At 62.6% G+C, this 13579-nt stretch carries 10 protein-coding genes; 7 read left to right on the top strand and 3 right to left on the bottom strand.

The annotated features are described in order from the left end of the window. Window positions 1-182 precede the first annotated feature (182 nt). The 3 genes from NKJ04_RS03990 (at window position 183) to NKJ04_RS03980 (ending at window position 3423) form a co-directional block, all read left to right on the top strand. Window positions 183-1106 (top strand): sulfite exporter TauE/SafE family protein, encoded by a 924-nt coding sequence (locus NKJ04_RS03990; RefSeq protein WP_023811359.1) that lies wholly within the window; start codon window positions 183-185, stop codon window positions 1104-1106. Beyond that, window positions 1106-1897, top strand: coding sequence for a TIGR02186 family protein (locus NKJ04_RS03985; protein WP_027161734.1), 792 nt, complete (start codon window positions 1106-1108; stop codon window positions 1895-1897). The genes NKJ04_RS03990 and NKJ04_RS03985 overlap by 1 nt, the downstream gene beginning before the upstream one ends. Window positions 1898-2166: 269 nt before the next feature. Beyond that, complete coding sequence (locus NKJ04_RS03980; RefSeq protein WP_352673599.1) at window positions 2167-3423, top strand: Hsp70 family protein; 1257 nt, start codon at window positions 2167-2169, stop codon at window positions 3421-3423. Between the two features lie 144 nt (window positions 3424-3567). On the opposite strand, the gene NKJ04_RS03975 is transcribed toward NKJ04_RS03980, so the two are convergent. Beyond that, window positions 3568-4470: a LysR substrate-binding domain-containing protein gene (locus NKJ04_RS03975; protein ID WP_352439635.1), complete on the bottom strand. Its 903-nt coding sequence runs from the start codon at window positions 4468-4470 to the stop codon at window positions 3568-3570. A 278-nt stretch (window positions 4471-4748) separates the two neighbouring features. Here NKJ04_RS03975 and NKJ04_RS03970 point away from each other — a divergent pair, with 278 nt between their 5' ends. The 4 genes from NKJ04_RS03970 to NKJ04_RS03955 all read left to right on the top strand — a co-directional run bounded on the left by NKJ04_RS03970 (window position 4749) and on the right by NKJ04_RS03955 (window position 10335). Beyond that, a complete protein-coding gene (locus tag NKJ04_RS03970) occupies window positions 4749-7679 on the top strand; it encodes a molybdopterin oxidoreductase family protein (RefSeq protein WP_352673598.1) in 2931 nt (976 codons plus the stop codon). Next, window positions 7676-8410: a 4Fe-4S dicluster domain-containing protein gene (locus NKJ04_RS03965; protein ID WP_023811364.1), complete on the top strand. Its 735-nt coding sequence runs from the start codon at window positions 7676-7678 to the stop codon at window positions 8408-8410. Before NKJ04_RS03970 ends, NKJ04_RS03965 begins: the two co-directional genes overlap by 4 nt. A 3-nt stretch (window positions 8411-8413) precedes the next feature. Further along, on the top strand, window positions 8414-9349 hold the full coding sequence (locus tag NKJ04_RS03960) for a dimethyl sulfoxide reductase anchor subunit family protein (protein WP_352439637.1): 936 nt from the start codon (window positions 8414-8416) through the stop codon (window positions 9347-9349). A gap of 128 nt (window positions 9350-9477) precedes the next feature. Beyond that, complete coding sequence (locus NKJ04_RS03955; protein ID WP_352673597.1) at window positions 9478-10335, top strand: tetratricopeptide repeat protein; 858 nt, start codon at window positions 9478-9480, stop codon at window positions 10333-10335. Here the strand turns inward: NKJ04_RS03955 and pdeM are convergent. After that, window positions 10275-10991, bottom strand: a complete 717-nt coding sequence (pdeM, locus tag NKJ04_RS03950; protein ID WP_352439639.1) for a ligase-associated DNA damage response endonuclease PdeM — start codon at window positions 10989-10991, stop codon at window positions 10275-10277. The genes NKJ04_RS03955 and pdeM overlap by 61 nt on opposite strands. Beyond that, window positions 10988-13537, bottom strand: a complete 2550-nt coding sequence (locus NKJ04_RS03945; RefSeq protein ID WP_352673596.1) for a ligase-associated DNA damage response DEXH box helicase — start codon at window positions 13535-13537, stop codon at window positions 10988-10990. Before NKJ04_RS03945 ends, pdeM begins: the two co-directional genes overlap by 4 nt. Window positions 13538-13579 lie beyond the last annotated feature (42 nt).

Raw genomic sequence — 13579 nt, 5'->3', positions numbered from 1 at the left:
CGTCGTTTCCACGACGCCTCTGCCACACATTCGCCTGTTAACTGATTGAGATGTTTTTTGTTTCGGCGGCGTAGCGCGGTTTGACTTCGCAGCACCTCCGGCGCAAGAACGAATTGGCTTGTCGGTCCAAGATGCCCGCAACGGTTGCATTCGCCGACGGCAGAACTGATCGAGACTGACGGGTGGGCATCTATCTCCCGATCGCGGAAATTTCCGTCAATATCTTCGTCCTGCTGGCCATGGGCGCGGCGGTGGGTTTCCTGTCGGGCATGTTCGGCGTCGGCGGCGGCTTCCTCATCACGCCGCTCTTGATCTTCTACAACATACCCCCGGCGATCGCGGTCGCCACCGGCGCCAACCAGGTCATCGCCTCCTCCGTCTCCGGCGTCCTTTCGCACATGAAGCGCGGTACGCTCGATTTCAAGCTCGGCGGGGTGTTGCTGGCCGGCGGCATTGTCGGCTCCACCGGCGGCATCTACGTCTTCGCCTTCCTGCGCCGCCTCGGCCAGCTCGACCTGTTCATCTCGCTGCTCTACGTCGTGCTGCTCGGCACCGTCGGCGGGCTGATGTTGGTCGAAAGCGTCAATGCGCTACGCGCCACGCGCAGCGGTGCGGCGCCGGTGCTGAAGAAATCCGGCCAGCACAACTGGATCCACCGCTTGCCGCTGAAGATGCGGTTCAGGGCGTCAAAACTGTTCGTCAGCGTCATCCCCGTACTTGGCCTTGGCGCCGGTATCGGCTTCCTGTCGTCGATCATGGGCGTCGGCGGCGGCTTCATCATGGTGCCGGCACTGATCTATCTGCTGAAAGTGCCGACCAACGTCGTCATCGGCACCTCGCTGTTCCAGATCATCTTCACCTCCGCCTATACGACGCTGGTCCACGCCACCACCAACCAGACGGTCGATGTCGTGCTGGCCTTCCTGCTGATGGCGGGCGGCGTCGCCGGTGCGCAGTACGGCGCCAAGGCCGGCCAGAGGCTGCGCGGCGAGCAGCTCAGGGCGTTGCTGGCGCTGCTCGTGCTGGCGGTGGCGATACGATTGGCGATCGATCTGTTCGTCACCCCGCCCAACCTCTATTCGCTGTCTGCCGCGGGCCTCAACTGATGAGGGCTCGCAACACATTCGCAACCGCCATTGTCCTGTCGCTGCTTGCGGCCGCCGTGCCGGCGAAGGCACAGGTCCCGCTGACCGAAGGCATCCAGATCGGGCTCTCCACCGACAACGTCTCGATCACCGCCGGCTTTTCCGGGGCCGACCTGACCATCTTCGGTTCGCTGGAAAACCCGGATCCACTCGTCGCGCGCCAAGGCCGTTACGACGTCATCGTCGTGCTCGAAGGTCCGCCCAAGCCGGTGGTGGTGCGCCGCAAGGACAGGGTGCTCGGCGTCTGGGTCAATCTGGACTCCGAGACCTTCGAAAACGTGCCCGTCTCCTATTCGGTGGCGACGACGCGGCCGCTGCAGGACATCACCGAACCCAACAGCTACAAGCAGCTGTCGCTCGGCGCCTCCAACCTCTATATGCAGCCCGCCGATGCCGGCGACAGCCCGGCGACGATCGAGGAGTTCACGGCGGCACTGCGGGAGCGCAAGTCGGCGACCGGCCTCTACAGCGAGAATGTCGGCGGCGTGCAATTTTTGTCGCAGAACCTTTTCCGCGCCACCGTCAGGCTGGCACCGAATGTGCCAGTTGGAACCCATAAAGCCCGCGCGTTCCTGTTCAAGAGCGGCCTGTTCATCAAGGAAAGCTCGGCCCAGCTCGAAATCCGCAAATCCGGTTTCGAACAGTCGATCTTCCGTGTCGCGCACAATTATTCGTTCCTCTATGGCGTCTTCGCGATATCGCTGGCCATGCTGACTGGCTGGCTTGGAAGGCTGATCTTCCGGCGGGACTAATGCATGTCGCCCAAAAGTGGCCCCGGTTTTGGGAGAACGACATGCATCGAATCAAGACCTGAAGTGCGTAGGGGGAATACGCTCAAACGCGCCCCCCTTAAGAACTTTCCCCGAAAAGTGGTTTCCCTTTGCCGAGGCATGCGGTAGACCGCGCTCCCCAGCCAAATGGCAGACACAAACAATTCGGTTCGGCAGAGCAGCCTGTCCCCGGGCAGCGCGCGATTTCTCGGCGCCTGTCGGCTCGCCGACGACAAATACAGGAACTTGTCATGCGACCAGCCTTCGGCGGCATCGACTTCGGGACTTCGAACTCCACCGTTGGCGTGGTCCGCAACGGGCAGCCGCGGCTCGTCGTGCTTGAGGACGGCCAGGTGACGCTACCCAGTGCCGTATTCTTCAACTTCGAGGACAACCGCACCTGCTTTGGCCGCCACGCCATCGCCAACTACACCGACAGCGTCGAAGGCCGGCTGATGCGTTCTCTGAAGAGCGTGCTCGGCAGTTCGCTGGCCCATGAAAAGACCCGCATCAAATCGCGGTCGATCGGCTTCCTGGAGATCGTCGGCATGTTCCTCGGCCATCTCAAGAAGAGGCTGGAAGCAGATGCCGGCGATACGGTCGAGACCGTCGTGCTTGGCCGGCCGGTGCAATTCGTCGATGACGATGCCGAGGCCGACGCGAAGGCGCAAAGCGAACTCGAGAACGCCGCGCGTGCCCAGGGCTTCAAGCACATCGCTTTCCAGTTCGAGCCGATCGCGGCGGCGCTCGACTACGAGCAGAAGGTGACGCGCGAGGAACTGGCGCTGATAATCGATATGGGCGGCGGCACGTCGGACTTCTCGATCGTGCGCGTTTCACCGCAGCGCTCCCGGTCGCTCGACCGCAAGGACGACATCCTGGCCAGCCGGGGCGTCCACATCGGCGGCACGGATTTCGATCGGCAGCTGAGCATCGCCCATGTGATGCCGCAGCTCGGCTATTTGACGCCAACCAAGGACGGCAAGCGCAATCTGCCGGCAAGCTACTTCATCGATCTGGCGACATGGCAGCGCATCAATCTGGTCTACACCGCCAGGGCGATGACGCATCTGCGCCAGATCCGCTACGAGGCCGAGCGCGCCGACCTGGTCGGCCGTTTCATCCACATCGTCGAACACCGCTATGGACACGCGCTGGCGGCACTCGTCGAGAAGGCCAAGATACAGCTGACCGACAGATCGTCCGCAGATGTCGTGGTGAAGCTGCCGGGTGCGGAGTTCGCCGCCGAAATCACGCGCAACGGGCTGGATGCCACGATCGCCAGGGATATCGAGCGTGTCACAGCAACGGTGGCGCAGACCATCCGTGACGCCCAGGTGAAGCCATCCGACATCACCGCGGTGTTCCTGACTGGCGGATCGACCGCGATCCCGCTGGCCAGACGAGAAATCCTGTCGCTGGTGCCGCAGGCGTCCGTCATCGAAGGCGACATGTTCGGCTCGGTCGGACTTGGGCTGGCGCTAGATGCCCAACGGAAGTTCGGCTGATCAGGGTCCATTGATATTCAGGTGATGCCGGCCTGCAAATGGCTGGTACCTGCGCTTCCGGTGCTCACGTACTTTAAGTACGCTCCGCTCCGGTTCTCGGCGTCAGCCATTTTCGACTCGGCCTGACCTGAATCTCAACGGACCCTATCTTGGCGCGGACCCGTTCATCTCCGTACCCAGATGTGCCTTGAGCGCCATCTGGGCCAGGCTTGCCTGGCGATCGCGATGAGTGATCATGGCGAAGTCGCGTTTCGGCAGTTCGAGCGGCACCGATCTCAGACCGCCTTCGGCCACGGCGCGGGCCACGACAAGCTCCGAAATGATGGTGGCGCCGGCTCCTGCCTCGACCGCCTGGCGGATAGCCTCATTACTCGGCAGCACCAGGAATATCTGGAGGTCGGCGAGCGAAATCCCTTCGTGGCGCGCCAGATCCTCCAGCACCTCGCGCGTACCCGAACCACCCTCGCGGATGATCCAGCGCAGACCCTTGATGTCAGGGCGGCCGGGCGCGACTTCGGGGATCTCCGGATGCGCGCTGGCAACCACCAGCATCAGCCTGTCGACGTCGACCTTGGTGCGGCGCAGTATGTCGGACTCGGTGCGGCCTTCGACCAGGCCGAGATCCGCAGCGCCATCGAGGACATTGGCCTCGACCTGCCTGGTGTTGCCGATGGAGACGCTCAGCCTGACGGCCGGATAGGCTTCGTGGAAGGAAGCCAGCCGGCGCGGCAGCCAATAGCTGGCGATGGTCTGGCTGGCAGCGATCGAGAGGCTGCCGGTGACGGTCTGTGAGACATGCTCCAGCACATTGCGCGCGGCGGCGGCCCGCTCGAGCACGGCCTTGGCCTCCGGCAGGAACCGGTGGCCGGTCTGGGCAAGCTCGATGTTGCGGCCGACGCGGTTGAACAGATGGACGCCGTGCTGTTCTTCAAGGGCCCGGATGGCGGCCGATGCGGCCGACTGCGAAATGCCCAGCAGTTCCGCCGCCTTGGTCATATGGCCGCGCTCGGCGACGGCGACGAAAATCCGCAACTGGTCCAGGGTCATGTCTGCATTAAGAACCAATATCGATCGAATTTACAAGAACAACTGATTAGACAGATCGATAGCTTTATTCTAAGTTTTTGAACGAAGTTAGAAAAAATTCGCCGAGAGATCGCAGAGAGCAGAATGATCGGGCGGTTCAGATCCCTGCTTGCGCATTGGACCCGCGGTATAAGGCGGCGGCTGGCCGGTGATCGCTACCACCCTGAAGAGCATTACATGCGCGGCCCCGGACCGAAAACGCGGGCCAAATCCATGAGCCGTACAGGCACCACCGGATCATGATGCAGGGACCGCCGCGCGGCGCGAATTCGGCACCATCGCAACGCCCGCTTGCCGAGACGCGAGCGCCGGATGAAGGCGACGGCGTCGACACCTCGCCTGACGTTTCCGACAGCATCGCCAAGACGACCTGCTACATGTGCGCCTGCCGCTGCGGCATCGATGTGCACATCAAGGATGGCAAGGTCCGCCACATCAACGGCAACAAGGACCACCCGGTCAATCGCGGCGTGATCTGCGGCAAGGGCAGCTCCGGCATCATGCAGCACTACAGTCCGGCAAGGCTGAAGAAGCCATTGCTGCGCACCGGCCCTCGCGGCTCCGGCGAATTCCGCGAGATCGAGTGGGAAGAGGCGTTTTCGATCGCCACCGAACGGCTCTCGGCCATCCGCCGGACCGACCCCAAGAAGCTGGCCTTCTTCACCGGCCGCGACCAGTCGCAGTCGCTGACCGGCTGGTGGGCGAGCCAGTTCGGCACGCCGAACTTTGCCGCCCATGGCGGCTTTTGCTCGGTCAACATGGCGGCCGGCGGTCTCTACACGATCGGCGGTTCGTTCTGGGAATTCGGCGAACCCGACTGGGACAACACCCGGTATTTCATGCTGTTCGGGGTTGCCGAGGATCACGATTCCAACCCGATCAAGATCGGCCTCGGCAAACTCAAGGCGCGCGGCGCCAAGGTCGTCTCGATCAATCCGTGCCGCACCGGCTACAATGCCATCGCAGACGACTGGATCGGCATTCGGCCCGGCACCGATGGGCTGTTCGTGTTCGCCCTCATCCACGAATTGCTCAAGGCGGGCCGCGTCGATCTCGATTACCTGCTGCGCTACACCAATGCCCATGTTCTCGTCGTGCAGGAGCCGGGTGCCGCCGATGACGGGCTGTTCGTGCGCGACGCCGACGGCAATCCCCTGGCGTGGGACAGGGTTGCGAAGACGCCTGTCGGCGCCACCGATGCCAGTGCGAAACCGGCACTGACGGGCAGCTTCACGATCGGCGGGCGCCACTGCGTCTCGGTGTTCCAGCTCATCGCCGACCGCTACCTCGATGAGAGCTATGCGCCGGATGCGGTCGCCGAGCGCTGCGGCATTGCCGCCGATACGATCCGCAGGATCGCCGCCGAACTTGCGCATGTCGCCTTCGAACAGACGATCGAACTGCCGATCGCGTGGATCGATTGGGCCGGGCGCCGGCACGAGACGATCAAGGGGCGGCCTGTTTCGATGCACGCCATGCGCGGCATCTCGGCCCATTCGAACGGCTTTCACACCTGCCGCGCCATCCATCTCCTCCAGGTGTTGCTGGGCACGGTGGATGTTCCCGGCGGCTTCCGTTTCAAGCCGCCCTACCCCCGCTCCGCTCCGCCCGGTCACAAGCCAGCCGGCATGACCGTCAAGCCGATGACGCCGCTTGACGGCATGCCGCTCGGTTTCGTCTGTGGGCCGGACGATTTGCTGGTCGATGAGGCCGGCACGCCGCTTCGCATCGACAAGGCCTATTCCTGGGACGCACCGCTGGCGGCACACGGCCTGATGCACACCGTCATCCGCAATGCCTGGGCCGGCGATCCCTACAAGATCGACACGCTGATGATGTACATGTCGAACATGGCGTGGAATTCCTCGATGAACACCGTTGAGACCATTGCCATGCTGACCGACAGCGACGAAGCGGGCAACTACAAGATTCCCTTCATCATCTATTCCGATGCCTATTATTCCGAGACCGTGCCGTTCGCCGACCTGGTGCTGCCGGATACCACCTATCTCGAGCGGCATGATTGCATCAGCCTGCTCGACCGGCCCATCAGCCATGCCGACGGACCGGGCGACGCCATCCGCTATCCCGTCGTCGAGCCGGACCGCGACGTCAGGCCGTTCCAGTCGGTGCTGATCGAACTCGGCGCCCGGCTCGGCATGCCCGGTTTCGTCGATGAGGACGGCACGGCCAAATACCGCGACTACGCCGACTACATCGTCAATCATGAGCGCACGCCCGGCATCGGCCCGCTCGCCGGCTGGCGCGGCAAGGATGGGACCTCGACCGGCAGGGGCGAGGCCAACCCGGATCAGTTGCAGCGCTACATCGACAATGGCGGCTTCTGGCATCACGATTTAGCTGACGACCAGCGCTACTATAAGATGGCCAACCGCTCCTATCTCGACTTCGCGGTGCAGATGGGCTTCATCCCCAAGGCGGAGCCAATCGTCTTCCAGCTCTATTGCGAGTCGATGCAGCGCTTCCGCCTCGCCGCGCGTGGGTATGGCCCCGTATTGCCGCCAAAGGGCGATCGCCAGCGCATCGAGACCTACATGGACCCGCTGCCCTTCTGGTACATGCCCTTCGAGGAAGCGGTCGTCGACCTCGAAAAATATCCGCTGCATGCGCTGACGCAGAGGCCCATGCACATGTACCATTCCTGGGGATCGCAGAATGCGTGGCTGCGGCAGATCACCAGCCAGAACCGGCTGTTCGTGCATCACCGGACGGCAGCCGGCCTTGGCCTTGTCGATGACGACTGGGTGTGGATCGAAAGCATCAACGGCAGGGTGAAGGGGCAGATCAAGCTGATCGACGGGGTCAACGAAAGCACGGTCTGGACCTGGAACGCCATCGGCAAGCGGCGCGGCAGCTGGGGGCTGAAGGACGACGCGGCCGAGAGCAACCGTGGCTTCCTGCTCAACCATATCATCGGCGACCAGACCTCGGCCGATGCACAGGGCAAACGCTATTCGAATTCCGATCCGATCACAGGCCAGGCCGCATGGTTCGACCTGCGCGTGCGCATCGTCAAATGCGCTGTCGAGGAAGCCGGCTTCACCGAGCCGCAATTCGAGCGTTTCCGGCAGCCGCCGCATTTCGAACCCTCACCCGACATCCTTCGCTTCGGTGCCGAATTCCGCAGGGCAAGAGAGGCGACCGAATGACCTGTCTGCCAAGCCAAAGCGGCAAGAAGCTCGGCCTCGTCATCGATCTCGACACCTGCGTCGGCTGCCAGGCCTGCGTCACCGCCTGCAAGGAATGGAACACCGGCGGCCACATGGCACCGCTGACCGACATCGACCCCTATGGCGGCCATGTCGACGGCGTCTGGTTCAACCGCGTGCACGCTTACGAGCACACGACCGAGATGGGCGGGCGCACCGTCAATTTTCCGCGTTCCTGCCTGCATTGCGAGACACCGGCCTGCGTCACCGTCTGCCCGACCGGCGCCTCCTACAAGCGGGCCTCGGACGGCATCGTGCTGATCGACGAGGACAAGTGCATCGGCTGCAAATTGTGCAGCTGGGCCTGTCCCTATGGCGCGCGAGAATTCGATACGGACGTCGGGGTGATGAAGAAGTGCACGCTGTGCGTCGACCGCATCTACAATGACAATCTGGCCGAAGAGGACCGCGTACCGGCCTGCGTCGCCGCCTGCCCGACCAGCGCCCGGCATTTCGGCGATCTCGGCGATCCCCTATCGGCGGTTTCGCAACTGGTGGCGGAGCGTGGCGGCGTCGACCTGATGCCTGAGCTCGGCTATCGCCCGACCAACAAATACCTGCCGCCGCGCGCCCACACCACGCGCGCCGCATCGGTGGCAGCACCCGCACTCGAACCGGTGCGGGCCGAAGGCGGTTTCCTCGGCTGGGTCGACCGCATGCTTTCGAACTGACCCATGCATCCAGCCTTCTCCGTCGTCTTCTTCACCACCGCCACCGGGGCGGGCTACGGCCTGCTCGCGCTGCTGGGCGTGCTCGGAGGATTCCAGATCATCCCACCCGATTTCTGGCTGGGCTTCATCGGCATGGGGCTGGCGCTCGGCCTGATCGTAGCCGGACTGTTGTCCTCGACTGGCCACCTCGGCAGACCCGAACGCGCCTGGCGGGCGTTCTCGCAATGGCGCAGTTCATGGCTGTCGCGCGAAGGCGTCGCCTCGGTCATCACCTTCATTCCGGCGGGACTGTTTGGCATCGGTTGGGTATTTTTTGGCCGCACCAGTGGCTGGGTGGCCATTGCCGGATTGCTGGCGGCCTGCGGCGCGATCGTCACCGTCTGCACCACAGGCATGATCTATGCGTCGCTGAAGCCGATCGCCCAGTGGCACAGCCGCTTCACCTTGCCCGGCTATCTCATCTTCTCGGCAATGACCGGCAGCGTGTTGCTGAACGCGCTTTTGCAGGGGTTTGCTCTCGGCTCGAAAATTCTTCTGGTGGCTTCCGCGCTGCTCACCTTGCTCGGCTGGGGCTGGAAGCTCGCGACCTGGCGCTACAACGACCGGCTGGAAATCTCGACCAACGCCAACACCGCGACCGGGCTGGCTGGCGGCACGGTGCGGTCACTTGAATGGCCGCATACCGAGGAGAACTACCTGCTCAAGGAAATGGGTTTTCGCATCGCGCGCAAGCACAGCGCGCGGCTGCGCCAGATCACGCAGGTTCTGGCTTTCGCCCTGCCTGTCCTGCTGCTCGCTGCTGCTTTCGCCCTACCCTGGCCCTTCGCAGCGGCGCTGTCGGTGCTCGCCGTGATCGTGCAGTTCGCCGGCATGTTGGTCGAACGCTGGCTGTTCTTCGCCGAAGCGAAGCACACCGTCATGCTTTACTACGGTCTGTAGGGCGTTCCAGCATGCTTTCCTAATCCGGCCGCTGGAAACATGTTGTTCCCAAGGGCTTCACCAAGTTGTGGATCGGAGGATTTTATCGTAACTCTTTGTCAAGCATCCTCCAGATCGACATATGAGCGATGATCATCCATATATTTAATTCAATGACGTATCTTGCACGGGGAATCTGCGTAGCGGGAATTTTGGTTTTTTATTCTCATGGTTCCCTGGCAGGCGCGGACGAAGCCGACTCTGCCTTTCACGCTAAGAATTATGTGGAAGCCTTCAAGGAATGGGAGGCGGTTGCCAAAACCGGGGATGCCGTTGGGGAATATAATCTTGGCTTTATGTACTCCGAGGGATTGGGGGTGCCGTTAGACTATTCCAAAGCGGCGGAGTGGTGGGCCAAAGCGGCCGCACAGGATTTTCCGGCAGCCGAGTTGAGTCTCGGCTTATTATACTCAACGGGCAAAGGAATTACTCAAGATGATGCTCAGGCGGCCGCATTCTGGCGAAAAGCTGCGGTTAACGGCTTAGCTAAGGCCCAGCTATATCTTGGCGATGCGTGTTTCTTTGGCAAGGGAGTCTCGCAAAGCGGGACGGATGCCGTCGGCTGGTGGACGAAAGCGGCAGAGCAAGGTGAAGTCGCTGCCCAGGTAAACTTGGCTACATCATATCTCAATGGACAATATGTAGAGAAGAACCTGCAAAAGGCTTTTGTTTGGTATGAGAAGGCCGCTGAAAGTAATAGCGGCAAGGCTCAGTATAATTTGGCGATAATGTACCTAACGGCACGGGCGCTGAGAAGAACTACGCGCTTGCAATCCAATGGCTCAAACGCTCTGTTGCGCAAGGATATGGTGGTGCGCAAGAAGCGCTCGATCGCATACAGGCAGCACTTAAGAAGACTTGACCTCCAGCAAACCAACCGGCGACCTCAGCCGGGCCGCAGCATCGAGCCGGAAATGGCAAAGATGCGTTGGGCGCCCAGCATATAAGCCATCAGCGTGTCCAGCCGGAACAGCCCGGCATAGGCGCGGTCGAGCACGTTGAGCGAGCCGGTATAGGCGCCAAAGGCCGGCATGATCATGCGGCCGCCATCGCCGGCAAAGCAGCGGCGCCGCACCGAGCGGCCCTGCTGCACGATGCGGGCGCAGGGATGCAGATGGCCCGCTATTTCGCCTTCGACACGCTGCTTCGACGGCTCATGCCGGAACAGCAGGGAGCCTATAGCAAGTTCACGCACCGTTTCGCCGGGCAGATCGGCTGGAGCTTCCGGATCATGATTGCCGGCAACCCAGAACCATTGCCGGCCTGATATCAGCGCTTCCAGCCGCTCGCGGAAGCTTGCATGCATGCGCTGGGCGCCGCCGCCATCGTGAAAGCTGTCGCCCAGGCTGATGACGATCGAAGGCTGGTAGTCTGATATCACCGCCTGAAGCCGCAGCAAGGTCGCACCGGTGTCGTAGGGCGGGATCAACGTGCCGCGCCGTGCCAGCGACGAACCCTTTTCCAGATGCAGATCGGACACGGCCAGAAGCCGCAGATCCGGAAAATAGAGCACGCCGCGCGGGTCGCAGACAGCGCGCTCGCCGGCGATGCCGACGAGATCGGCCTCGGCGATCAGCGATATGCGCGCCAGCGAAAATTTCATTCCACACTCATTCCCGACCCCATGGCCTCCTCGACCAATGTCGCCGCATCCATCAAAAGCGTTTCATCGGCTTCGCCATGGACCGGCATCTTGCCGATCTCGAGCATGATCGGCACGGCGAGCGGCGATATCTGTTCGAGTGCCTTATGCACGATTCGACCCTGGATGCGCGAGAGCATGTCGGCAAGTCTGCTGACATCGAGCAGACCGGTCGCTGCGTCGGCGCGTGTCGCCTGAAGCAGAATGTGGTCCGGTTCATGGCTGCGCAGCACATCGTAGATCAGGTCGGTCGAGACCGTGACCTGGCGGCCGCTCTTTTCCTGGCCGGGGTGGCGTTTCTCGATCAATCCCGAAATCAGTGCACAATTGCGGAAAGTGCGCTTGAGAAGCCAGCTATCGGCCAGCCAAGCTTCGAGGTCATCGCCCAGCATGTCCTGGTCGAAAAGCGCGCCAAGCGAAGGCTTCCTGGCTTTGAACATCGCGCCCATGTCGCCCAGTGACCATATCGCCAAGGCATAATCGGTGGCGACGAAGCCGAGCGGCCTGGCTCCTGCCCTGTCGAGACGGCGGGTGAGGAGCATGCCGAGCGTCTGGTGCGCCAGCCTGCCCTCGAACGGGTAAGCCACCAGATAGTGGCGGTTGCCGCGCGGAAAGGTCTCGATCAGCAGGTCATCGCGTTTGGGCAGCACCGATTTGTCGGCCTGGAATCGCAGCCAGTCGGCGACCTGCTCGGGCAGCTTCTTCCATCGCTGCGGGTCGTCCAGCATGATGCGGACCTGTTCGGCGAGATAGGTCGAAAGCGGGAACTTGCCGCCGCCATAGTAAGGCACCTTGGCATCGCTGCCGGGCGCGTTCGACACGAAGCATTCATTCTCGCGGATGCCTTCGAAGCGCAGCACCTTGCCGGCGAACATGAAGGTGTCGCCATGCGTCAACGTTTCGAGGAAGGCCTCCTCGATCTTGCCGAGAACCCGGCCGCCACGCGAAGCCGCGCCCTTGCTGCCTGCTTGCACATAGCGCACGTTAAGCGCCGGCACCTCGATGATGGTGCCGACATTCAACCTGTATTGCTGGGCAATACGAGGATTGGACACCCGCCAGAACCCATCCTTGTTCAGGCGTATGCGGGCGTAGCGTTCGTAATTCTTGAGCGCATAGCCGCCGGTGGCGACGAAGTCGATGACGCGGTCGAAAGTCGGCCGGTCGAGGCTGACATAGGGTGCTGCCGTTCGCACTTCCTCGAACAGATCATCGGCACGGAACGGCGCGCCGCAGGCGCAACCGAGCACATGCTGGGCCAGTACATCGAGCCCGCCATCGATCAAGGGAGGCGTGTCCTGCGCGCCGAGATAGTTGGCATCGAGGGCGGCCCGGCATTCCAGCACCTCAAAGCGGTTGGCCGGGATGAGGATCGCCTTGGACGGCTCATCCATGCGGTGGTTGGCGCGGCCGATGCGTTGCGCCAGCCGGCTCGCCCCCTTCGGCGCGCCGACATGCACGACCAGATCGACATCGCCCCAGTCGATGCCGAGGTCGAGCGTCGAGGTGGCGACGATGGCACGCAGTGCGTTTTCCCCCATCGCCTTTTCGACGCGCCGGCGCTGGGCGACGTCGAGCGAACCGTGATGCAGCGCGATCGGCAACGTATCCTCGTTGACCCGCCACAATTCCTGGAACAGCAGCTCCGCCTGGCTGCGCGTGTTGACGAACAGCAGGGTCGTCTTGTGGCGCTTGATCTCGCGATAGATTTCCGGCGTGGCGTAGCGCGCCGAATGTCCCGCCCATGGCACCCGCTCTTCGGAATCGAGGATGGAAATCTCCGGTTTCGCGCCCCCGGTGACGACGATCAGTTCCGCCATGTCATGGCCTGTCGAACCCTTGGGCGGATTCTGGCTGACCAGCCAGCGCCGCAACTCGTCCGGCTCGGCCACCGTCGCCGACAGCCCGATGGTTTGCAGACCAGGGACAAAGCTGCGCAACCGCGCCAGACCGAGCGCCAGCAGATGTCCGCGTTTCGACGTCACCAGCGAGTGCAGTTCGTCGAGCACGACGTAGCGCAGATCTTCGAAGAAACGTTTTGCATCGCCTGCCGCTATCAGCAGCGCCAGTTGCTCGGGCGTGGTCAGCAGGATGTCGGGCGGCACCAGCTTCTGGCGCTGGCGCTTGTGCGCCGGCGTGTCGCCGGTGCGCGTTTCGATGGTGACGGGCAGGCCGATCTCTTCCACCGGCTTGCCGAGATTGCGCTCAATATCGACGGCAAGCGCCTTCAGCGGTGAGATGTAGAGCGTGTGGATACCGCGACGCGCCTGGCCCGGCTTTCTCTTGGGCCGGTTGGCCAGTTCGGTCAGCGAAGGCAGGAACCCGGCCAGCGTCTTGCCGGCACCGGTCGGCGCAATCAGCAGGACTGATTGCCCGGCCTGGGCTTTCGCCAGAAGTTCGATCTGATGGGCGCGCGGCGACCAGCCTTTCTCGCCAAACCATCTGATGAATGGTTCGGGCAGGGCCACGGCGGCATTCTGTTCGGCAAGGCGCGGCTGCTCTGTCACCTGCCAGAGGTAGCGCGACGGCAGTCAATCGCCAAGAAGAAT

Source organism: Mesorhizobium sp. M0618, assembly GCF_040320765.1.
Classification (GTDB): domain Bacteria; phylum Pseudomonadota; class Alphaproteobacteria; order Rhizobiales; family Rhizobiaceae; genus Mesorhizobium.
Note: the sequence above shows the minus strand (reverse complement) of the source record. Positions and strands in the feature narration are given on the sequence as shown.